Origin of the sequence: Achromobacter animicus (assembly GCF_902859585.1) — a bacterium.
Lineage (GTDB): Bacteria > Pseudomonadota > Gammaproteobacteria > Burkholderiales > Burkholderiaceae_B > Achromobacter > Achromobacter animicus.
The window spans coordinates 266,906-288,256 of sequence record NZ_CADIJM010000004.1 but is presented as its reverse complement, the minus strand read 5'-3'; the positions used below and the strand labels follow the sequence as shown (position 1 = coordinate 288,256).

General features: G+C 67.4%; 21 protein-coding genes. 7 read left to right on the top strand and 14 right to left on the bottom strand.

What is annotated here, in order from left to right; genetic code table 11:
• The first annotated feature begins 258 nt into the window (after positions 1–258).
• From HV681_RS13705 to HV681_RS13695, 3 genes are read left to right on the top strand one after another with little or no spacing between them, the layout of a single operon-like run.
• Positions 259–1,020, top strand: coding sequence for a MetQ/NlpA family ABC transporter substrate-binding protein (locus HV681_RS13705; RefSeq protein WP_254594966.1), 762 nt, complete (start codon positions 259–261; stop codon positions 1,018–1,020).
• Between the two features lie 6 nt (positions 1,021–1,026).
• Positions 1,027–2,130, top strand: a complete 1,104-nt coding sequence (locus HV681_RS13700; protein ID WP_175123584.1) for a methionine ABC transporter ATP-binding protein — start codon at positions 1,027–1,029, stop codon at positions 2,128–2,130.
• Positions 2,111–2,767: a methionine ABC transporter permease gene (locus HV681_RS13695; RefSeq protein WP_175123583.1), complete on the top strand. Its 657-nt coding sequence runs from the start codon at positions 2,111–2,113 to the stop codon at positions 2,765–2,767. Before HV681_RS13700 ends, HV681_RS13695 begins: the two co-directional genes overlap by 20 nt.
• Before the next feature lie 33 nt (positions 2,768–2,800).
• On the opposite strand, the gene HV681_RS13690 is transcribed toward HV681_RS13695, so the two are convergent.
• A complete protein-coding gene (locus HV681_RS13690; protein WP_175123582.1) occupies positions 2,801–3,823 on the bottom strand; it encodes a hypothetical protein in 1,023 nt (340 codons plus the stop codon).
• Between the two features lie 140 nt (positions 3,824–3,963).
• Here HV681_RS13690 and HV681_RS13685 point away from each other — a divergent pair, with 140 nt between their 5' ends.
• Positions 3,964–5,154 (top strand): trans-sulfuration enzyme family protein, encoded by a 1,191-nt coding sequence (locus HV681_RS13685; RefSeq protein ID WP_175123581.1) that lies wholly within the window; start codon positions 3,964–3,966, stop codon positions 5,152–5,154.
• 84 nt (positions 5,155–5,238) lie between these two features.
• On the opposite strand, the gene HV681_RS13680 is transcribed toward HV681_RS13685, so the two are convergent.
• Positions 5,239–5,703: a hypothetical protein gene (locus HV681_RS13680; RefSeq protein ID WP_175123580.1), complete on the bottom strand. Its 465-nt coding sequence runs from the start codon at positions 5,701–5,703 to the stop codon at positions 5,239–5,241.
• Between the two features lie 142 nt (positions 5,704–5,845).
• Here HV681_RS13680 and ppk2 point away from each other — a divergent pair, with 142 nt between their 5' ends.
• A complete protein-coding gene (gene ppk2 / locus HV681_RS13675) occupies positions 5,846–7,042 on the top strand; it encodes a polyphosphate kinase 2 (RefSeq protein ID WP_175123579.1) in 1,197 nt (398 codons plus the stop codon).
• Positions 7,043–7,046: 4 nt separating this feature from the next.
• Here the strand turns inward: ppk2 and HV681_RS13670 are convergent, their stop codons facing one another.
• The 5 genes from HV681_RS13670 to HV681_RS13650 all read right to left on the bottom strand — a co-directional run bounded on the left by HV681_RS13670 (position 7,047) and on the right by HV681_RS13650 (position 10,195).
• Positions 7,047–7,397: a DOPA 4,5-dioxygenase family protein gene (locus HV681_RS13670; RefSeq protein ID WP_175123578.1), complete on the bottom strand. Its 351-nt coding sequence runs from the start codon at positions 7,395–7,397 to the stop codon at positions 7,047–7,049.
• Between the two features lie 26 nt (positions 7,398–7,423).
• Complete coding sequence (locus tag HV681_RS13665; protein WP_175123577.1) at positions 7,424–7,786, bottom strand: translation initiation factor Sui1; 363 nt, start codon at positions 7,784–7,786, stop codon at positions 7,424–7,426.
• On the bottom strand, positions 7,786–8,169 hold the full coding sequence (locus HV681_RS13660; RefSeq protein WP_175123576.1) for an RNA-binding S4 domain-containing protein: 384 nt from the start codon (positions 8,167–8,169) through the stop codon (positions 7,786–7,788). The genes HV681_RS13665 and HV681_RS13660 overlap by 1 nt, the downstream gene beginning before the upstream one ends.
• Before the next feature lie 203 nt (positions 8,170–8,372).
• Positions 8,373–9,362: a tripartite tricarboxylate transporter substrate binding protein gene (locus HV681_RS13655; RefSeq protein WP_175123575.1), complete on the bottom strand. Its 990-nt coding sequence runs from the start codon at positions 9,360–9,362 to the stop codon at positions 8,373–8,375.
• Positions 9,359–10,195 carry an amidohydrolase family protein gene (locus tag HV681_RS13650; protein WP_175123574.1) on the bottom strand — a complete coding sequence of 279 codons (837 nt, stop codon included), beginning with the start codon at positions 10,193–10,195 and terminating at the stop codon, positions 9,359–9,361. The genes HV681_RS13655 and HV681_RS13650 overlap by 4 nt, the downstream gene beginning before the upstream one ends.
• Before the next feature lie 133 nt (positions 10,196–10,328).
• Between HV681_RS13650 and HV681_RS13645 the strand changes: the two genes are divergently transcribed.
• Together HV681_RS13645 and HV681_RS13640 are read left to right on the top strand one after the other, a co-directional pair.
• Positions 10,329–11,216: a LysR family transcriptional regulator gene (locus HV681_RS13645; protein ID WP_175123573.1), complete on the top strand. Its 888-nt coding sequence runs from the start codon at positions 10,329–10,331 to the stop codon at positions 11,214–11,216.
• A gap of 132 nt (positions 11,217–11,348) precedes the next feature.
• Positions 11,349–13,184, top strand: a complete 1,836-nt coding sequence (locus HV681_RS13640; RefSeq protein WP_175123572.1) for an ABC transporter ATP-binding protein/permease — start codon at positions 11,349–11,351, stop codon at positions 13,182–13,184.
• 61 nt (positions 13,185–13,245) lie between these two features.
• Here the strand turns inward: HV681_RS13640 and HV681_RS13635 are convergent, their stop codons facing one another.
• The 7 genes from HV681_RS13635 to HV681_RS13605 form a co-directional block, all read right to left on the bottom strand.
• Positions 13,246–14,049, bottom strand: coding sequence for an aspartate dehydrogenase (locus HV681_RS13635; RefSeq protein WP_175123571.1), 804 nt, complete (start codon positions 14,047–14,049; stop codon positions 13,246–13,248).
• Positions 14,050–14,264: 215 nt separating this feature from the next.
• A complete protein-coding gene (locus HV681_RS13630) occupies positions 14,265–15,236 on the bottom strand; it encodes a BMP family ABC transporter substrate-binding protein (RefSeq protein ID WP_175123570.1) in 972 nt (323 codons plus the stop codon).
• Entirely contained in the window at positions 15,233–16,210 is a 978-nt protein-coding gene (locus HV681_RS13625) for a Bug family tripartite tricarboxylate transporter substrate binding protein (protein ID WP_175123569.1), read from the bottom strand. The genes HV681_RS13630 and HV681_RS13625 overlap by 4 nt, the downstream gene beginning before the upstream one ends.
• Positions 16,211–16,415: 205 nt before the next feature.
• Complete coding sequence (locus tag HV681_RS13620) at positions 16,416–17,804, bottom strand: amidohydrolase (protein WP_175123568.1); 1,389 nt, start codon at positions 17,802–17,804, stop codon at positions 16,416–16,418.
• 115 nt (positions 17,805–17,919) lie between these two features.
• A complete protein-coding gene (locus HV681_RS13615) occupies positions 17,920–18,867 on the bottom strand; it encodes a Bug family tripartite tricarboxylate transporter substrate binding protein (RefSeq protein WP_175123567.1) in 948 nt (315 codons plus the stop codon).
• Positions 18,868–18,939: 72 nt separating this feature from the next.
• Complete coding sequence (locus HV681_RS13610; RefSeq protein WP_175123566.1) at positions 18,940–20,208, bottom strand: carboxylesterase/lipase family protein; 1,269 nt, start codon at positions 20,206–20,208, stop codon at positions 18,940–18,942.
• Between the two features lie 186 nt (positions 20,209–20,394).
• Positions 20,395–21,345: an adenosine deaminase gene (locus HV681_RS13605; RefSeq protein WP_175123565.1), complete on the bottom strand. Its 951-nt coding sequence runs from the start codon at positions 21,343–21,345 to the stop codon at positions 20,395–20,397.
• Positions 21,346–21,351: the final 6 nt, after the last annotated feature.

Sequence of the window (21,351 nt, the reverse complement as noted above, 5' to 3'; positions counted from 1 at the left end):
CCATATGCCAACGCGCCATATCCAAAAAACCCCGTAATAACGACTCAACCAACTATTCGTTCGCGCGCATAAGCCCCATCCCTAGAATCGTCTCTCTCATAACTGCGTTGACTTAGAGGCGATTCCATCATGACTATCCGTATTCTTGCCGCCGGGGCTTCCGCGGATGCAGGCGTTTCCCAAGGCGCGCAGCAATCGCGCATGGCATGGACGCCGCTGTTCAAGCGCATCTTGGGCGCCGTGCTGGCCTCGGCCGCCATGTTCCACGGCCCGGCGTTCTCGACAGACCCCAAGCCGCTCAAGGTGGGTGTGCGCGGCGGCGTGGACGAGCAGATCTGGGAAGTGGTGACGCAGGTGGCCAAGAAAAACGGACTGGCCGTCGAGCCCGTCGTCATCACCGGCACCGCGAGCCCGAACGAAGCGCTGAACAACGGCGACCTGGAAGCCAACGCCTTCCAGCATATTCCCTTCCTGAACGACCAGATCAAACAGCGCGGCTACAAGCTGGTGCCGGTCGCCAATACGCTGATCTCGCCCATCGCGTTCTATTCGAAGAAATACAAGTCGCTCAAGGACTTGCCGGAGGGCGCGAAGGTCGGCATTCCCAATGACCCCAGCAACCAGACGCGCGCGCTGGTCATCCTGCGCGACCAGGGCCTGATCACGCTGAAAGACGGTTTCGACCCGGCCACCGGCACCGCCACGCTGGCCGACGTGACGTCCAATCCCAAGAAGCTCAACTTCGTGGAAAGCGCATCGGTCGTGCTGGCGCGTTCGCTGCCCGACGTGGACACCGCGGCCATCGTCAACAGCTTTGCGTACCAGGCCGGGCTGATCGCCACGCGCGACGGCATCGCGGTCGAGAAGAAAGAAAACAATCCGTACGTGAACATCATCGTCGTGCGCGAGAAGGACAAGGACGCGCCGTGGGTGCCCGCGCTGGTCAAGGCGTATCACTCGGAAGAGGTTCGCCAGTTCATCCTGACCAAGTTCGAAGGTTCGGTGATTCCGGTCTTCTAAGCCAAGATGCAACGCGAACTTTCCCTGGCCGCGGACGCGGCCGGCGCAGCGCCATCGCCGGGGCGCGACGCGCACATCGTGTTCGAGGGCCTGCAAAAGCAATATCAAGGGCCCGCGGGCCCCGTCGTGGCGCTGTCGGACGTGTCGTTCTCGATCGCGCGCGGCGAGGTCTTCGGCATCATCGGCCGCAGCGGCGCGGGCAAGTCGACGCTGCTGCGCTCGATCAACATGCTGGAACGTCCCAGCGCCGGCCGCGTGCGGGTGGACGGCGTGGACGTGGGCAGCCTGGACGAGGATGCGCTCGTCGGCCTGCGCCGCCGGATCGGCATGATCTTCCAGCACTTCAATCTGTTGTCCGCCAAGACGGTGGCCGAGAACGTCGCGCTGCCGCTACGCGTGGCCGGCGTGGAGCCCGCCGCGGCGCGGGCGCGGGTCGAAGCGCTGCTTGAGATGGTGGGCCTGCGGGACAAGGCCGACGTGTATCCGTCAAAGCTGTCCGGCGGCCAGAAGCAGCGCGTGGGCATTGCGCGGGCGCTGGTCCACGAGCCCGAGATCCTGCTGTGCGACGAGGCGACCTCCGCGCTCGATCCCGAAACCACGCAGTCGATCCTGGGCCTGCTGCTGGACATCAACCGCAAGCTGGGCCTGACTGTCGTGCTGATCACGCACGACATGGCCGTCATCCGCGAGGTCTGCCACAACGTGCTGGTGCTGGACGGCGGCCGCAACGTCGAACTGGGCGAAGTGTGGCGCGTGTTCGGCAACCCCCAGGCCGACGCCACGCGCGCGCTGCTGCGGCCGTTGCAACACGACCTGCCAGCGGACCTGGCGGCCAAGCTGGTGCCCGACCTGCAAGGACGCCCCGGCGTCGCGGTGCTGCGCCTGCGCTTCACTGGACAGGATCGGCCGGAGGGCGTGTCGCTGCAGGCGCTGGCGGCAATGGGGACGGGGGCCACGCTGCTGCACGGCGGACTGGACCGGCTGCGCGGCCATGCGCAGGGCAGTCTGCTGGTGTCCGTGCCCGCGCACGCGCTACAGGAAGAGGCCGCGCGCGCCGCGCTGGTGGCCGATCAGATCAAGGTGCTGGGCTATGTCGCTACCGATGCTTGACAAGTACCTGCAGGCATTCCTGCAGACCCTGACGATGGTAAGCATTTCCGCCGCCATCGCCATCGCGACCGGCCTGGCGCTGGCCGTGGTGCTGACCATCACGGCGCCCGGCAATCTCTACCCGCGTCCGCGGTTCAACAAGGCGCTGTCGATCACGGTGAACACGTTCCGCGCCATCCCGTTCATCATCCTGCTGGTGGCGATGCTGCCGTTCACGCGCTTTCTGGTCGGCACGACGCTGGGCACATGGGCCGCGATCGTGCCGCTGTCGGCCAACCTGATTCCGTTCTTTGCGCGCATTGCGCAGGTCAGCCTGAACGACGTGGACCCCGGTCTGGTCGAGGCGGCGCGCGCCATGGGCTGCCGGCGCTGGCACATCGTGCGGCACGTGCTGCTGCCCGAGGCGCTGCCGGGCATCATCGGCGGCATGACGGTCAGCGTCATCGCCATGATCAACGCGTCGGCGATGGCGGGCGCGGTGGGGGCGGGCGGCCTGGGCGACCTCGCGATCCGCTATGGCTACGAGCGCTACGAGACCCGGGTGATGTTCGAGGTGATCGTCATCCTGATCGCGCTGGTGTCGATCGTGCAGTTCACCGGCGAGTGGCTGTCGCGCCGCGCCGACCACAAGCGGTGAACGATGCGAGCCGCGCGCGTGACATCATCCGGTTCAGCGCAAGGGCGCTTGCGGCATGGCGGCCAGGGACTGCGTCGCCAGGTTCTCCTGCTCGCCGGCCAGCCGGTTGACGGCGTCCTGGTGCTGATGAAAGCGCGCCAGGTCGGCGTCGCGGCCGAACATCAGCTCGTCGCGGTCCGCGTACCAGAACTGCCGGTTGTCATCGAGCAGCGTGATCATCATCCCGAACTCGTGCAGGATCTGCGTTTCCAGGTCCCAGACGCGCGCCAGCTTCTCGGTGCTGGCCGCCCGCGAGTCCTGCAGCGCCTTCAGGATCTTGTCCTTTTCCGGCTCGGCGATGGTCATCGAACGCACCAGCGCCGGCATGCCGTCCAGCACTTCCATGCTTTGTTCGCGGTACCCCGGCACGAGCTTTTCGGCCTGTTCCAGGATCAGGCGGCTTTCGATCAGGCCCGAGTCGCGCGCCAGCCGCCGGGCGTCGAACAGCTTGGGCAGGCCGATTTCCTTAAGTTCCTGCAGGTAGGCGCGATGCTGCGCCAGCCGTTTGCCCGCGATGGTCTTCATGGCCCGTTCCATTTCGCCGTACGGGCCGGTGGCTTTGGGCGAGGGGTCGATGGCGGGTACGTCCTCGGGCGCGCCACTGCCGCCACCGGCCTGCAGGCGCAGCGCGTCGATGGCTTTGCGGATTTCGGTGTTGGCAATGTCGCGCTGGCGGTTGTCGTGGTTGCGTTCGGCAAGCGGCCCGGCCACGGCGGCCAGCAGAAATACCCCCGTGCCCAGCATGATGCGCAGGCGGTTGCGCGGCGTGCGAAAGCGGGTCCAGATCGAAAAGACCCCCAGGACGACAAACAGCACGAGGCCCAGAAGAATGGCGCCGCCGAAAGCCAGCTTGGCGACGTCCAGCATGGTGGCGGGCCGGCTGCTGTAGACCGCCCACGCCAGCACCCCGGAATAGACCAGACAGGTGGCGGCCTTGAGCAGCCAGCCGGGTTGGGGCGGTGTCGCGGGGGGAACCGCCGGGCCGGCGGCCGTGGCGGGCGCTTGCGGGTCGTTCATGTCGCGCACGAAAACGGGGATACGGCGTTTGACTGTAAAGACTCGCTTCGGCCCCGTCAATGCCGCGGGCTGGCGGCAATTTCCGATTTCCAGGCAGGCGCGATGCGCCCCTGCATCCACCCATGACAGGAGTGAACACCATGACCGACCACGCGCAGCAGGGATTTGCGACCCGCGCCATCCACCTGGGCTACGACCCGCTGGACGAACAGGGCGCGCTGTCGCCGCCGCTGTATCTGACGTCCACCTACACGCAGGACAGCATCGAGGCCTTCGACCGGATCCGGCTCGGCGAGGCCCAAGGCTATGTCTACGGCCGGACGCGGAATCCGACGCAGGCGCTGCTGGAAGAGCGGCTGGCATCGCTGGAAGGCGCCGAGGCCGGCCTGGTCACGGCGTCGGGCATGGCGGCCATTTCGGCCACCCTGTTCTCGCTGCTGCAAAGCGGGGACGAGATCGTGGTCGACCAGATCGTCTACGGCACGGCTTTCACGCTGTTCACGCAGGGGCTGTCCCGATTCGGCGTGCGCGCCGTATTCGCGGATTTCACCCAGCCGCAGTCCGTGGCCGCGGCCATCGGCCCCAAGACCCGGGCGGTGTACTTCGAGACCCCCGCCAACCCGAATCTGCGCCTGGTGGACATTGCGGCCATCTCGGCCATGGCGCGTGGCAAGGGGCTGCTGACCATCGTCGACAACACCTTCGCCACGCCGGTGCTGCAGCGGCCGCTTGAGCACGGTGCGGACATCGTGCTGCATTCGGCCACCAAGTACCTGGGCGGGCACGGCGACCTGTTGGCCGGCGCGGTGGTGGGTCGCAAGCAGCACATCGACGCCATCCGGCTGCAAGGCCTGCGGTATTTCACGGGCGCGACGCTGTCGCCGTTCACGGCGTTTCTGGTGCTGCGAGGGATCAAGACGCTGGAGCTGCGGGTGCAGCGCCATAGCGAGTCCGCGCTGAAGGTGGCCAAGCTGCTGCGCGAGCATCCGGCGGTGGCCGACGTGTTCTATCCGGGCCTGTCCGGCACGGCGGGCGCCGACATTGCGCAGCGCCAGCAGGCGGCGGGCGGCGGGTTGGTGGCTTTTGAGCTGAAGGGCGGCCTTGCGGCGGGAAAGACGCTGCTGAACAGCCTGAAGCTGGCGCGCATCGCGGTCAGCCTGGGCGATCCCGAGACGCTGATCCAGCATCCGGCGTCGATGACGCACGCCAGCTACTCGGCCGAGGACCGCGAACGCTATGGGCTGTCGGAAGGCCTGCTGCGGCTGTCGGTCGGGCTGGAAACGCCGGCGGACATTCTGGCGGATCTCAAGCAGGGGCTGGATCGCGTGTAGCCGGGCCGGGCATCGGTTCTGCTGTCGAGGACAGCAATCAACGAGACGCAAAGGGCGGCAATCACGACGTCGTTGGGGCGGCGATCAGGCCGGCGATGACGGCTGTTCCTCGGAAACGTCGCGCCGCCATGCCACCCATTCGCCTTCGCCTTCGTAATGGCGCAGACCGCGCGCGGCGGTCGCCAGCCCCGCCCGCAGCACGTCCATGTCGAGTCCCGGCATGTTGCGAAGCAGGGCGGGCGGCAGGTCGTTGATATCCAGCACGCGCTCGTCGACCTCCATCCGCATCAGCCCGCCGTCTTCGTTGGTCACGCGAACGAACCACAGGCTTTCCATGTAGTCGCCAAACCAGGGATCCGGATAGATCGCCTGGGTGAACGCGAAGCCGAACTCGTGCACGTCGCGCCAGGGCCAGAACTGCTGCAGTCCCATGGCGCGTGCCAGCTCGCCCGACCGCGTGAGGCCGGCGTCATCAAAGCGCACGATTTCCTGCAAGGGATCTTCGGCCGGTGGCGGACCGGCAAACCATCGCTTGATGCGTGACCACATGGCGTCGCGAATGAGGGGATGAGGGACGTGCAGTGTAATGGGGCCGGGTTCGTGAAAAAATGTTACAACCGTTGATCCCCATCAATCCCGCGTGCCGTGGCGCACGTTAGGGTTTGACGTTTGCGCAGCAAGGACAGGACCAATGACCGACAAGACATCGCCAGCCCCCGATCAAGACGCCCCGCCGGCGCCCGCCAAGCGGTCCAGCAGCGGCCAAGGCGCCGCCAAGCGTACGGCAAGCACGCGCCGCGCGCCCGTCACGCCCGCCGCCAAGGGTGTAGCGAAGCCGGCCAGCGTTGCAGGGGCCGCCATCGACCCCGCCGTTGAACCGGTCCTTGAATTGCGCAAGCGCGTGGCCGCGCGGCAGGACGCGGCGCGGCAGGAGACCGCGGCGGTGCTGGCCGATATCGCCAGCCGCTACACCATCGGCAATCCCGGCGAGGCGCACGCGGCGCTGCGCACCGTCATCGACGCGCTGTCGCCCGACGACGCGCAGGCGGTGCATCGTGCGCTGCTGGAGGCCAACCGTCAGACCCCGGGCGCGCGCCGCAATCCCGACGACGAGCTGGCCGGAGATTGGCGCGAGGGCGTCTATCCGTATCGTCACCGCATGCTGCGGCGCAATTACGAAAAGCAGAAGTACAAGCTGCAGGTCGAACTGCTGAAGCTGCAGGCGTGGGTCAAGGCCACCGGCCAGCGCGTCGTGATCCTGTTCGAGGGGCGCGACGCCGCGGGCAAGGGCGGCACGATCAAGCGCATGATGGAACACCTGAATCCGCGCGGCGCGCGCGTGGTCGCACTGGAAAAGCCGTCCGATACCGAAAAGGGCCAGTGGTACTTCCAGCGTTACGTGCAACACCTGCCGACCGCCGGCGAGATCGTCATGTTCGATCGCTCCTGGTACAACCGCGCCGGCGTCGAACGCGTGATGGGCTTTTGCTCGCAGGACGAATACCTGGCGTTCCTGCGCCAGACGCCAGATTTCGAGCGCCATCTGGTCAGCAGCGGCATCACGCTGATCAAGCTGTGGTTTTCGGTCAGCCAGGAAGAACAGCGCAGCCGCTTCCAGCAACGCAAGGTGCATCCGCTCAAGCAATGGAAGCTGAGCCCGGTCGATCTGGCGTCGCTGGACAAGTGGGACGACTACACGCGCGCCAAGGAAGCCATGTTTGCCCACACCGACACCGCCGACGCACCGTGGATCGTGGTCAAGTCCGACTGCAAGAAGCGCGCCCGTCTGAACGCCATGCGTTATGTGCTGAGCCGCCTGCCTTACGAGGGCAAGAGCGACGACCCGCATATGGCGATCGACTCGCTGATCGTGGGCCGGGCGCTGTAAGGCTTCAGCCGCCCAGCGCAGCCAGGTTCAATACGTGGCTGCGTCCGATCCACACCGCGCAGTCGCGGTGGTCGCGCAGCGAATGGCCGGTGTTCGGGTGCATGAAAACATCCAGCGCGCCGTGGTTCAGCGTAAGCCACGTTGCGATCTCGGCCAGGTGCTGCGGGTCAAAGGCAATCTGGTAGCTCCATTGCGGATGCGGGCCCACGGGGCGCTCATGGAAGCGCCCCATGTCCATCTTGCCGTCAAACGTCGCGACAATCCGTTCGCGCAGGGCGAACGCGGTGTCGCGGCTTGCCGCGTCGAAGTACACATGGGCATGCCAGCTCGCGACGTCCGTCACGGAAATTTCCATTGTTCTGTCCTGATACCTGATACGGTTCAGCCGCCCGCGCGCTTGGCGCGGTGGCCCTGCTTCGTCAGCGCCTCGAGGATGCGGTCGCAGTGGTCGCCCTGCACCTCGATCACGCCGTCCTTGACGGTGCCGCCCGAACCGCACGCGGTCCGCAGCTGCTTGCCCAGCGCGTTCAAGGCGTCGGGCGCCAGCGCCAGTCCGCGCACCAGCGTCACGCTCTTGCCGCCGCGCCCCTTGGTTTCACGCGAGACGCGCGCCACGCCGTCACCTGCCGGGACTTTCGCGGCCGCCGCCTTGCATTGACATTGCGCGACGGGCTGACGGCATTGCGGGCACATGCGCCCGGTTTCGGTGGAATAGACCAGCCCGCCGGTTGCGGCGCGCTTCATCAGGATTTGCCCCGTATCTGGTCGATGAGACGGCGGTCACGCTTGGTGGGGCGCCCCGCTTCGATGCCCAGTGCCGGCTCCGGCGCGAGTCGGCGCATTTCGGCGGCGCGTTCGCGGGCGGCCACGCTTTCGGGCGTCTCTTCGTACAGTTGGCGCGCAACCGGGGCAGGCCCGCGCACGCCGCTGACGGCCACGACGCGCACCTGCACGGCGGGGTCTTCCTTGCGTACCGTGATCACGTCGCCCGCGCCGACCTCGCGCGCGGGCTTGGCGGGCTGTCCGTTCACGAACACGCGGCCCTTGCCGATTTCATCCGAAGCCAGGCTGCGCGTCTTGTAGAAGCGCGCCGCCCAAAGCCATTTGTCGAGCCGGATCTTGTCCATCCTGCGGGTTCCTGCGGTGAAGCTGGTCAAGGCGTCATGATAGCGCCGCCCGGAGACCGGAAGCGCCGGCGGGCATGGCATGCACCCGCGCGCGCGTCGCCAACCGTTGCCCAATTGCGACCGCGCAGGGCAAAAAAAAGCGGCGCCCCGAAGAGCGCCGCAAACCGGCTACGCGGTGTCCGGGCCGTGGGGCCCGGCAGTACTCAATCCAGCTTCAATCCAGCTTCCTTCACGACGCGCTGCCACTTCTCGATTTCGGCGCGGCGGAACGTGTCCAGTTCGGCGGGCGTGGAGCCGATGGGCTCGGCGCCGATGCCGGCAAGCTGCTCAGCAATCGTAGGATCCTTCAGCACCTTGGCCAGCGCCTGCGAGACCTGCTCGACGATGGCGGGCGGCGTGCCGGCCGGGGCGAACACGGCGTTCCATTCGTAGGTCTCGTAGCCCGGCACGCCCGACTCGGCGATGGTGGGCAATTCGGGCGCGGTCTTGGAGCGTTCCAGCCCGCCAACGGCCACGGCGCGCAGCTTGCCGTTTTTCACGTGCTGCCAGGCCGAGCCCATGCTTGCGAACATGACGGGGACCTGGCCCGACATCACGTCGATCATGGCCGGGCCGCCGCCCTTGTACGCGACGTGCTGCAACTGCGTCTTGGCCAGCAGGTTGAACAGTTCACCCGCCAGGTGCTGGGCGGAGCCGGGGCCGGCCGACGCGAAGTACACCGGCTCCTTGGCATCGGGCTGGCCGAGCTTGATCAGGTCGCCGACCGACTTCACTTCATACGACGGCGTCACGACCAGCACGTTGGGCACGCGCAGCAGCAGCGACACGGGCGCGAAGGCCGACAGCGTGTCGAACTGCATCTTGCTGTGCAGCGCGGGGTTCTGCGCGTGGTTGGAAGCGTCCAGCATCAGCGTGTAGCCGTCGGGCTGGGCCTTGGCGACGACCGCGCCGCCGATCATGCCGCCGGCGCCGCCGCGGTTTTCAATGACGACGGGCTGGCCGAGTTCAGCCGCGAGCTTCGGGCCGATCAGGCGGGCGACCACGTCCACGGTGCCGCCGGGCGGGTAGGTCACGACCAGCGTGACGGCGCGTTCGGGGTAGGCGGCGTGCGCGGCGCCAGCAGCGCCAGCCAGCAGGCCGGCGGCGGCGAACAGCGCGCTACGGTGCGCCAGGCGTTTGAACAGAGGGGTCATGGAGCGTCTCCTTGGAATTGGAATAGCCGCAACGGCGTGTCGGCGAGTACGGTGCGCCGTTGCGCGGGGTCGTCGATCCAGGCGTCCAGCCACTGCGTCGCGGCGGGATAGGACGCCAGGTGGCGATGTTCGGTATGGGGCCAGTCGCTGCCCCACATCAGGCGTTCAGGGGTGTAGGCGTCCAGCAATTGCTGCGTGGCCAGACGGCCGGCCGCGGCGCAGGCCGGCGCCGCCCAGTTTCGGTACGGCGCGGCCAGCTTGACCCAGATCCGGCCGCTGTCCGCCTGGCGCAGCAGGTATTGGAAGCCTGCGTCCAGGACGCCGAGCGCGGGATCCGGGCGGCCGAAATGGTCGACCACGATGCGGCAGCCGGCCGCCAGCAAGGCCGGCAACACGCCGTCCAGGCGCGCGGCTTGCAAGTGCACTTCAACGTGCCAGTTCAGGGCATTGACGCGGGCCAGCAGCGCCTGCCACGCCGGCGTCTGCAGCGCGGGCGTGTCCAGGCCGAAAAGGTTCAGACGGATGCCGACCACGCCGGCGTCGGCCAGGGCCTGCAGTTCGGATTCGCTGGCATCCTGCGCCACGACGGCCACGCCGCGCAGGCGGGCGGGGGCGGCACGCAGCGCCTCGACCAGATGGCTGTTGTCCGTGCCCAGGAAACTGGGCTGCACCAGGACGCCGTGGGTCAAGCCGTGCGCGTCCAGCAGCCCCAGGTACTCGGCCAGCGTGGCGTCGTAGTCGGGCGTGTGACGGCGCGTGTTGGCCAAGGCGAGGCCTTGGTGAAACACGTGGGCGTGGGTGTCGACGGCGGCGCCTGGAATCGGCGAGGGCAAAGCGGTCTCCTCATGCGGCGCACCGCTCTCTCGGAACGGCGACGCGCTATGTAGTGTTCTGTAAGTCGGGATTCTAGGAAGTCGGGGTATAGTTTTCCATTCTGGAAAGGCGCATTAAATATATTGGAACGATATGGAAACCCGGCATCTGCGGTACTTCCTGGCAGTGGTTGACCACGGCAGCGTGAGCCGCGCCTCGGACTGGCTGGGCATCGCGCAGCCGGCGCTGAGCCAGGCGTTGACGCGCATGGAGAAAGACCTGGGCGTGCGCCTGTTCGAGCGGTCGCGGCAGGGCACGACGCCCACGCCCGCCGCGCAGGCCATCCTGGAGGACGTGCGCGCCAGCGTCGCCCGCATTGATGCGGCGGCCCGGCGCGCCAGGGAGATCGGGCGGGGCAGCGCGGGCCAGTTGACGGTCGGGCTGGTTTCCTCGGCGCTCTTTGACACCTTGCCCCGCGCGCTGCGACAGATGCGCAAGCAGGCGCCCGGCGTGCGCATCATCCTGCGTGAAATGAGCAACGCCCAACAGGCCGAGGCTTTGCAGACCGGCGACATCGACATCGGCCTGATGCATACGCCCGTCGCCGTCGGCGGCCGCATGCGCGAGCGCCAGCTGTTGCGCGACCGGCTGGTGGCCGCCGTGCCCGACGAATTCGAGGTCGATGCCGACGGCCAGGTGTCGATGGCGCAGATCGCGCAGGCCGGCCTGGTGATGTACCCGCAGACGCAACTGCCGGCATTTTATGCGGCCATCCTGGATGCCATGCGCAAGGGCGGTCACGATGCGCACGTGAACCAGGAGGCGAGCCTCACGCTGACGGTGCTGTCGTGCGTGGCGGGCGGCTGCGGTGTTGCGTTGCTGCCCAGCTGGATCCGGTCCATGGGATTTCGGGGCGTGCGCTTTTGCGAAGTGCGCGATGGCGAGCGTCTGCCCAGCTTCGACTTGAGCGCGATCTGGCCGGCGCGCAGCGTGCCGACGCTGGCGGATCTGTTCGCCAATCTGGATCTCAGATCCGAATAAGTGCGTCACGGCTTTCAACGGCCCTTCAACGTCCTTCAATCAGGCTTAAGCGAGGCTTAAAACCGCGTTTTTGCCGGAACTGCGGTCGATCCCGCCGTCTAACCAGGAACGTCTTTGCGAGGTTCCGGGCTCATGGATCTGAATTGGCAGCAGCAACTCGCGGAAAGCGCCCTGTGGCTCGTGCGCGCATTCGGCATCTCCGCCGTCGCGCTGGCGCTGGTCACGCTCGTCCTGACCCGCACCACAGTCTGGGGCCGCAAATTCTGGCGGCTGGCCTGGCCGTATCTCACGCCGCGCCGCAGTTGGCGTCCGATGCTGACGCTGGCTCTGCTGCTGTTCCTGGCGATGTTCGCAGTGCGCATGACGGTGCTGTTCTCGTTTTGGTACAACGGGTTCTATAGCGCCCTGCAGGCGCTGGATCAGGCCGTCTTCTGGCACTTTCTGGGCATTTTCGCCGTGCTGGCCACGGTGCATGTGGTGCGCAGCCTGGCCGACAGCTATGTGGGGCAGGCCTTCGACGTCCATTGGCGCGTCTGGCTGAATGATCGGCTGACGCGCGACTGGCTGGGCGCGGGCGCCTACTACCGCGGACACTTCCTGGCCGAACCCGTCGACAACCCCGACCAGCGGATCGAGCAGGACATCGCGCAGTTCGTGACGGGCTCGCGCACGCTGGCCATCGGCGCGCTGAGCGCGATCGTGTCGCTGGTGGCCTTCACGACGATCCTGTGGGGGTTGTCAGGGCCGTTGACACTCGGCGGCGTTGAAATCCCGCGCGCCATGGTGTTCGTGGTGTACCTGTACGTCATCGTCGCCACGTGGCTGGCCTTCAAGATCGGGCGTCCGCTGATCAAGCTGAACTTCCTGTCCGAGCGTCTGACCGCCAACTTCCGATATGCGCTGGTGCGCCTGCGCGAAAACGCGGAGAACGTCGCGTTCTACCAGGGCGAGGAAGTCGAGCGCGCGACCCTGTGGACCCGCTTCACGTCCTACATCGCCAATCTCTGGCAGCGCGTGTACCGGGGCTTGAAGTTCGACGGCTTCAACCTGTCGGTCAGCCAGATCGCGGTGGTGTTTCCGTTCATCCTGCAGGCGCCGCGTTTCTTCAGCGGGGCAATCAAACTGGGCGATGTCATGCAGACGTCGCAGGCGTTCGGGCAGGTCCAGGAATCGCTGTCGTTCTTTCGCAGTTCGTACGACACCTTCGCGCAGTACCGCGCCACGTTGGATCGTCTGAACGGATTCCTGGATGCCAACGAGGCCGCGCGCGCGCTGCCGCAGGTGCAGACGCAAGCCCTGCCGGATGGGCTGCAGATCGAAGGCCTGAACGTGTCGCGCCCGGATGGCGCGCGTCTTCTGGAAAACCTGAACCTGCGCCTGCATCCCGGTCAGGCCCTGCTGATCAAGGGGCCGTCGGGTAGCGGCAAGACGACCTTGCTGCGCGCGCTGGCGGGCCTGTGGCCGTATGCCAGCGGCGAGGTGCGGCGGCCGCAAGGCGAGTCCGCGTTGTTCCTGTCGCAGCGGCCTTATCTGCCGCTGGGCGACCTGCGCGGCGCGGTGGCGTATCCGGGACTGGCGCAGCCGGCCGACGACGCGCGCCTGGCCGACGCGCTCAGGCAGGTCAACCTGGGGCATCTGGCCAGCCGGCTCGACGAGGTGCACGACTGGTCGCGCGTGTTGTCGCTGGGCGAGCAGCAGCGCATCGCGTTTGCGCGCGTGCTGTACAACCGGCCGGCGCTGGTCTTTCTGGACGAGGCCACCTCGGCCACGGACGAAGGACTGGAACACATGCTGTACAGCCTGCTGCGCGACGCGTTGCCGGACAGCATGCTGGTCAGCGTGGGCCATCGCAGCACGCTGGATGCTTTCCATACGCAGCGGCTGGATCTGGATGGTGCGGGCGGGTGGAAGGCCGGCCCGATGCCGGCGTCGCGCCACGGCGATGCGCTGCGCAGAGCGGCGGCCTGACGGACTGCGCTGCACATGCAAAAGACCGCACGCAGCGGCCTTTTGCACGTCTTGCCGAAAATCAGGTCCCTACGCGCAGCGGTCCGGTCACCTTGCGCAGCGCGGCAATCACGCTTTGCGCGGTGATGCGGCCGGTCTTGGGATTGGCGGAGGGAATGTTCTGGATTTCCACCGAGAACGAGGCGGAATCCGACACGACCTCGACGCGATGCACGTTGCGTTCGAGTGAGGGATCTGCCCAGATTTCCAGCGTGGTGCGGTCCGGGCCGATGCCCGCCAGCGACACGCTGACGGCCACGTTGAGGTTGGCCGGAAAGCCCACGGCGGCCTCGCGCGGCGAGCCGCGGAAGATCAGGCGCGGTTCGGTGATGCCTTCGATGTCGATGTCGTTTTCGGTAAGGTAGGGCGCGCCGAGCAGGCCGCGCACCGGTTTGCGGGTGATCATCGTGACCGAATGGATCACGCCTTCCGCGGCGGCGGTGATGGCGTCCAGCCCGAGAATGGCGCCCGACGGCACGATGACCTGGCCACCATGCTGGCCCGCGATGCCGATCAGGTCTTCGTGACGCAGCAACGCGCCCGAACTGAGCACCACCATCTTCTTGCCGGCACGCAGCACGGGTTCGGCGATGTCGCGGAACACGGCAGCGGGCGCGCATTCCACCACCACATCGCAGTGTTCGGCGAGCCCGCCGATGGTGGTGAACGTGGGCGCGCCGTTCTTCCAGTCGAAGGCGGGCGGGGCGTTGGGATCTCGCACCGCGACGGCGGCGAGCGTCAGGCCGGGCAGGCCCGCATCCAGGGATTGCGCCACGGCCTGGCCGATGGCGCCGAAGCCGGCGATGCCGACGCGGAAGCTGTTCATGGGTATCCGGAGTGTTGGGCCAACGGCGGGACCGCGGGCGGTTCGAAAATGCGGCGCAAAAGCCTTGCCGCAAGACTGCCGGCCACTGTAGCCAGGGCATCGCGACGCGTCAATGCGGGATGCCCGCAAGGCTCGCGAGACGTGTGCGCAGGGCCGTGGGTCACGTCGCCCGCAACGCGCCACATGTTGCCGGCGCGGTGTCGCTGCGAGGGCATCTACGACAGCGCGAATTCCTCGCCGTCGTAGTGGCTGGCAATCTCGATCTCGCCGGACGCCAGGCGCCCAGACCACGCGTCCAGCTCGCGCCGCTCGTAGGCGGTGACGTCTGCGCCCAGCACCAGCCGCAACGAGGCCGCAGCCTCCAGGCCGAAACGCGTGATGCGTCCCACGGCCAGCGCGCCCGCGGCGTGGTCCGCGGCCGCGCGCTCCACGCACAGGCCGGAGTCCGCGAGCGCCGATGCCAGATAGACCTCCGGATCGCGGGCCACCCAATCCAGCACGTTGCCGATCTGCCGGATGCCGGCCTCGCGGCAGGCGCGCGTGACGCCGTCGCGGCCGCCATCCATCATCGCGAACACCACGCGGGCGCGTTGTGCGGCGAGCGCACGTGTCCACGCCTCACCGAGGTCGGGGTCGTGCTGATTGCCGCAAAATCCCGTAAGCGGATCCCGGCCCGTCACGCGGCGCACGCCGTCGGCAAAGGCGGCGCGGCCCTTCAGACCGGGCCGGACGCGCTCGCCGGAGAGGTGCGCGGGGCGGCCACCCGCGGGGCGGCCATCCGCAGGGCGTCCCCCCGCGACCAGGCCGCCCGCGCCATCTCCCTCCGCCCGCAAGCCGGCCAGAATCCCGGCAAGAAACGCGGAATGCTCCTGCAGAATCTCATAGCTCGCGACGTTGGCCGCCGTATGACTGCCTTGTGTGATCGCGAACTGCGTACGCGGAAAATGCGGCGCCACCTCGGCCACGGGCACGTCGCCCTGGCCGCCGTGCACGATCACCAGATCCGGGTTGCCGTTGCACAACTGCGCAAGGCGCTCGGCACGCGCGGCCGGATCAGTGGCCGCGACCCATTCCTCGTGCAGCGCATGGCCCGCACGCGCCGCGCGCTCGGCGCCCTGCAATGCCGCCTCGTTGAAGCCGCCCCGGCCGGGAAAGCCGAACAGCACGAGCAGACGGCGGGCGCTCACAGGCTGGCTCCCGTCGCGCGCACCACCGGCCCCCAGCTATCGGCCTGCCGGCGCACGAAATCGGTGAACTCCGCCGGCGTCTTCTGCGCCAGCACGAAGCCCTGGCCCTCGAGCTTGGCCCGAATGTCCGGATTGCCAAGCACGTATCCGACCTCCGTGTGCAGCCGCACGGCCACCGCGTCTGGCAGGCCCGCGGGGGCGGAGAGCCCGATGAAGTTTTCCGCGACCAGGCCCGGATAGCCCAGTTCGCCCACCGAAGCGATGCTGGGCACCTGCGGCACGCGGTCCTGCGTGGTGACGGCCAACAGACGCAGTTGCCCTGAACGCAGGAAGGGCAGGTTCTGCGGCAGGGCATCCACCGCCACGCGGATCTGTCCGCCCAGCAGATCGTTGCGCATGGCGCCGGAGCCCTTGTACGGGATGTGCTGCAGCGGCGCGCCCGTCTGCCGCGAATACAGCTCGCCCACGATCTGCCCTACGGACGCCAGCCCGCCGCTGCCGTATTGCACCGGCTGGTCCTGCGCCTTGATCCAGGCGGTCAGCTCGGCAAGGCTGGACACCGGCACGGACGGGTGCACGACAAACACCGTGGGCACTGCGCCCAGGTAGGCGACATGGCAGAAGCTTGCCAGCGCGTCGTACCCGCCTTGCGGCATCAGCGCCGGCGAGATCGACAGGGGCGCCGAGTTCGACATCAGCAACGTGTAGCCGTCGGCGGGCGACTGTGCGACAAGGTTTGCGCCGATGGTCGAGCCCGCGCCCGGCTTGTTTTCGATGACGATGGACTGACCCAGCCGTTCGGCCAGCACGGGCGCAATGATGCGCGCGGCGATGTCGCTGGCGCCACCGGGCGGAAACGTGACGACAAGACGGATGGGACGCGCGGGCCAGTCTGACGCGCGCACCGGGCGAGGCCGAGCCAGCGGCAGCGCCAGCGTGCTGGCAAGCAGGAATTTGCGTCGGGAGATCGGCATGGCGAAAGCTTCTGTCGTGCGGCCGCATGGCGGCAAAGGCGCACACTGTAAGAAGCGGGGCGGCGGCTGACAAAGAATTTGTAGCCGTTTGCTTATGCCGTCCTGGTAGCCGAAGCGATAGCAGGCGTGAAGCCTGTCGCCACCGTTGCCGATGCACGTTCCGCGATGGACGCGGCGCGTGCATCGGCGATCCGGGTAAGAACGATCAACTGCCCTTGTGCGCGCTCGCCATGTAGTCGACCGTCAGGTTCGACAGCGCGCGCACGCCGTTGATGAGCCCCGACTCGTCAACGTGAAAGCGCGGCGAATGGTTCGGTGCGGCCTTGTCGACATCCGTTCCCTTGGGCGTTACGCCCAGGTAGAAGAACATGCCGGGCACCTTCTCCTGATAGAACGAAAAGTCCTCGGACGCCGTCGACTTGGGTTGCAAGCCATAGTTGCCTTCGCCCGCCACGCGCCGCAGCGTGGGACCCATCTGCTCGGCCAGCGCCGGCGGATTGACGGTGGCGTTGTAAAGCTCGACGACTCGCACGTCCGCCTTGGCGCCCGCGCTTTGCGCGATCATGTCCGCGGTGCGCGCGATGCGTTGATGGATGTCCTTCTTCATGCCTTCGTCGTATGTCCGGATGGTGCCGGTCATCGCAACGCTGTCGGGCACGATGTTCATGCGGTTGCCGCCGTGGATGGCGCCTACCGTGATCACCGCCGGTTCCAGCATGCTGTTGATCTGTCGGCTGGGAATGGTCTGCAAACCCAGGATGATCTGCGAGCTGACCACGATGGGGTCGATGCCGGACCACGGGCGCGCGCCGTGCGTCTGCTTTCCGGTCACGTCGATCCAGAACTGGTCGGCGGCGGCCATTGCGGGACCTGCGCGCCATGCCAGCCAGCCGGCCGGGTACGCGCTGGAAACGTGCAGACCAAAGATCGCGTCGACCTTGGGATTGTCCAGCACGCCTTCCTGCACCATCATCTTCGCGCCCCAGACCTTCTTGCCGTCGGGCTCGAAGTCCGCGGGGCTTTCCTCGGCGGGCTGGAAGATGAACTTGACCGTGCCGGGCAGCTCGTCCTTCATGCCGGCCAGCACTTCGGCGGCCGCCATCAGGATCGCCGTGTGCGCATCGTGGCCGCACGCGTGCATGACGTCGACTTCCTTGCCGAGGTACGTGCCCTTGGCCTTGGACGCGAACGGCACGTCTACCTGTTCTTTGACGGGCAGGGCGTCCATGTCCGCGCGCAGCGCCACCACGGGCCCCGGCTTGCCGCCCTTGAGGACCGCGACCACGCCGGTGCCCGCAACGCCGGTCTTCACGTCCATGCCCAGCGCGCGCAGATGATCGGCGACCAGTTTGGACGTGCGGTGTTCCTGGTTGCCGAGCTCCGGATGCTGATGGATGTCGCGGCGCCACGCGATAAGCTTGTCTTCGATGGCCTTGGCGCGTTCGTCAATCTGCGCGGCCAGCGCGGGGTTGGCGGCGGGTTGCACCGTGCCTTGCGTGCCGGGCGCGCCTTGCGCGGCCGCCGGGCCGGAAAAGATCAGGTGGGCGGCCAGCGCCAAGGGCGCCAGACGGAACAGGGAATTGCGTTGCGGCATGCTCTCCTCCTCGGGGTAGTTAACTTGTTATTGACAAGGATCTTACCCGAGGGCCCCAGCGCAAGGGGCCCTGTTTCCAGTGCTTATGTTGCGCGGAATTTACCGCGCGCCGGCGCTACTGCAGCTTGATGCCCAGTTCCTTGATCAGCGGTCCCATTTCGGCGCGATCGGCCTCGATGGTGGCTGCCAGTTCCTCGGGCGAACTGCCGATCGGAATCATGCCCAGCGTTTCCATCTGCGCTTTCATCGCAGGGTCTTTCAGGATGTCGGTCACCGCCTTCTGGATCTGCGCGACGCGGTCCTTGGGGATGCCGGCCGGTCCCATCAGGCCGATCCACGGCTGCGGTGCGTAGTCCAGTCCCGACTCCTTCAACGTGGGCGTGTCGGGCAGGCCGCCAAAGCGTTGCGGACTGGTGATTGCCAGCGCCCGCAGCCGTCCGCTGTCGATCAGGCCTTTCGAGCTGGACGGCGCGTCCAGGCCCACGTCGAGCTGCCCGCCGATCAGGTCATTCTGCGTTTTGCCCGACGAGGATGACGGCACGTACAGCGCCTTGATGCCGGCGCGCCGCGCCGTCTGTTCCCAGACCAGGTGAAACGCGGTGCCGATCGAGAACGAGCCCACGCTCAAGTTTCGCGTCTTGCTTTCGCGCACGAAGTCTTCCCAGGTCTTGAGGGGACTGTCCTTGGGCACGATGAAGATGAACGGCGTGCGCGCCACCAGCGAGATGGGCTGCAAGTCCTTTTGCGTGTCGAACGGCAGGCTGTCCACCGCAAACGGCACGATGGTCACCGACGACGCGACGACCATGCCGAGCGTGTAGCCGTCTGGCGCCGACTTGACCAGTGCGCCGGTGCTGATGATGCCCGAGGCGCCCGGCTTGTTTTCCACGACCACGGGCTGGCCCCAGGCCGCGCCGAGTTTGCTGGCGAGGACGCGCAGCATGACGTCGACGGGACCGCCGGGCGGATTGGACACGATGATCTTGACCGGCTTGTCGGGATAGGCGGCGGTGGCGGCAAGCGGCAGGGCGAGCGCCAGCGCGAGGAAGGTTTGCTTGAACATGGAATTCCCCTTGTGTTGTTGGTATGCGGGGCGCGGCGGCAAGGCCGGCGCCTGTCGTGTGGCGTAGCGGGCTCAGGCCAGGATCTGCATGTGTGGCGCTTGCGGCCAATCCGGCGCATCGCCGCGGATGAACGCCAGCCATGCGGTCTGCGTCTGGCGCGCCAATTGCTCGCCCTGCGCGGCAGGTAGTCCTGCCAGCATCGGGGCGTCGGCAAATGCCTGCAGCGTGTCGAACACGAACGGCAATTCAATGCAGTGGCAGGCGCCGAAGCGGTCCGTCGGCGCGACATCAAAGCGCGCCAGCCAGGCGTTGCGGCCTTGGGCCACGGCCTGCCGGGCCCAAAGCCGGGAGGGCGCGCCGAACACGGCGTCGCCCATCTCCTGGCTGGCGGCGTCGGTGCCGTGGTCCGGGAACGCGGCCATTTCGTCGCGCGTGTAGCAGACCAGTACGTCCGCGCGGCCCGCGGCGGTCAAGAGCGCCGGGGCGATCTCTTTCGGCAGCACCTGGCCGTCCAGCACCGGCGAGAACAGGCTGCGGCTGCTGCCTTCGGCCCGCAGGGCCTGCACGACCTCGGGCGCCTGCTGCGCCGCCAGTAACGCGGACACCGGCAGCTCGCGCGCCGCCGAAAGCGAATCGGCGCCGGCCGCGCGCAGATAGACCTGTCCCAGCGCGTCGGCCTGCTGCGCGCTGCGAAAGCCGCGGCCCAGCGCGGCGCTTTGCAGGATGGCGCGGGAGAAGCGCGGCTGGCGCGTCAGCATGGCGCAGATCGACGAGGCGCCCGCCGATTGGCCCATGACCGTGATACGCGCCGGATCGCCGCCCAGATCCTGGATGTGGTCCAGCACCCAGTCGATCGCCAGTTCCTGATCCAGCAAGCCGACGTTGGCCGTTTGCCCGGGCACGTACAGCCAGCCCAGCGCGGCCAGCCGGTAGTTGACGGCCACGACCACTACGTTGCCGCGTTCGGCCAGGCGGGCGCCGTCGTACCAGTCCAGCGCGCCGCCGCCGCTTTGCCAGGCGCCGCCGTGCAGCCACACGACGACGGGGCGGCGCTTGCCGTCCGCCGCCGGCGTCCAGATCGTCAGGTGCAGGCAGTCTTCGGATTGTTCGGCGTCGAAATCGCCCATGGCGCCGCGCAGGCGCGAGGGCAACTGCGGCGGGACGGGGCCGGTACCCGTAGCGTCGAATTCGCCGCGAATGTCCGCCGGTTGCGGCGGTGCAAAGCGAAGTTCGCCCACGGGCGCCTGCGCATACGGAATGGCGCCATAGCGGCACACGCCGCCGTCGCGCACGCCAACCAGCGTGCCAGTGCGCAGCGCCGCCTTCACGCGTTCACTCATATTCCTGCCCCTTGTATCGTTGTTCATCGTCCAGCGGCGGCAATCTGTGCTGCCGCCGGACTAATGGTAGGGAGGAAAGTGCCGCGCCGGGCATTCCGGTTTTGAACATAGCCATGCGCAACACGCATGGCTGGATGGGGGCTGTCCGGACCGTGGCGACCCGGATCCCGCCATCGGAACCTTCCGCTATTTGGCGATGCGTGCGTCCAGGCTGTTGTCCGCCAGCGCCTGCGCCTGCTCGCGCGTCATGCCCAGGTGTTCGTGGAGCGCGTGGAAATTCTCGGTGACATAGCCGCCGAAGTAGGCGGGATCGTCGGAGTTGACCGTGACCTTCACCCCGGCATCCAGCAGCGACAGGATGTTGTGCTCGCGCATGTGATCGAACACGCGCAGCCGGGTGTTGGACAGCGGACAGACGGTCAGCGGAATCTGCTCGTCGATCAGGCGCGCGATCAACTTGGGATCTTCGGCGGCGCGCACGCCGTGGTCGATACGCAGCACCTTCAGCAGATCCAGCGCCTCCCAGATGTATTCGGGCGGACCTTCCTCGCCCGCATGCGCCACGGCCGGCAGGCCTTCGGCGCGCGCACGGTCGAACACCCGCTGGAAGAGGCGCGGCGGAAAGCCTTGTTCGCTGCTGTCCAGGCCCACGGCGATGAAGGCGTCGCGATACGGCAATGCCTGCTCCAACGTACGCATGGCCTGTTCTTCGGGCAGGTGGCGCAGAAAGCTTAGGATCAGCCCGCTGGTCACGCCCAGTTGCTTGCGGCCGTCAGCCAGCGCCTGGCTGATGCCGTTCAGCACGGTTTCGAACGGCACGCCGCGGTCGGTGTGGGTCTGCGGATCGAAGAAGGGTTCGGTGTGCACCACGTTCTGCTCGTGGCATTTGAGCAGGTAGGCCCACGTCAGGTCGTAGAAGTCCTGCTCGGTGCGCAGGACGTCCGCGCCCATGTAGTACAGGTCCAGGAATTCCTGCAGGTTGTTGTAGTTGTAGGCGCCGCGCAGGGCGTCGATATCGGGCCAGGGCAGCGCCACGCCGTTGCGCTGCGCCAGCTTGAAGAGCAGCTCGGGTTCGAGCGTGCCCTCCAGATGCAGGTGCAATTCCGCCTTGGGCAATGCGTTGAGCCAGTCGTACATGGGTGC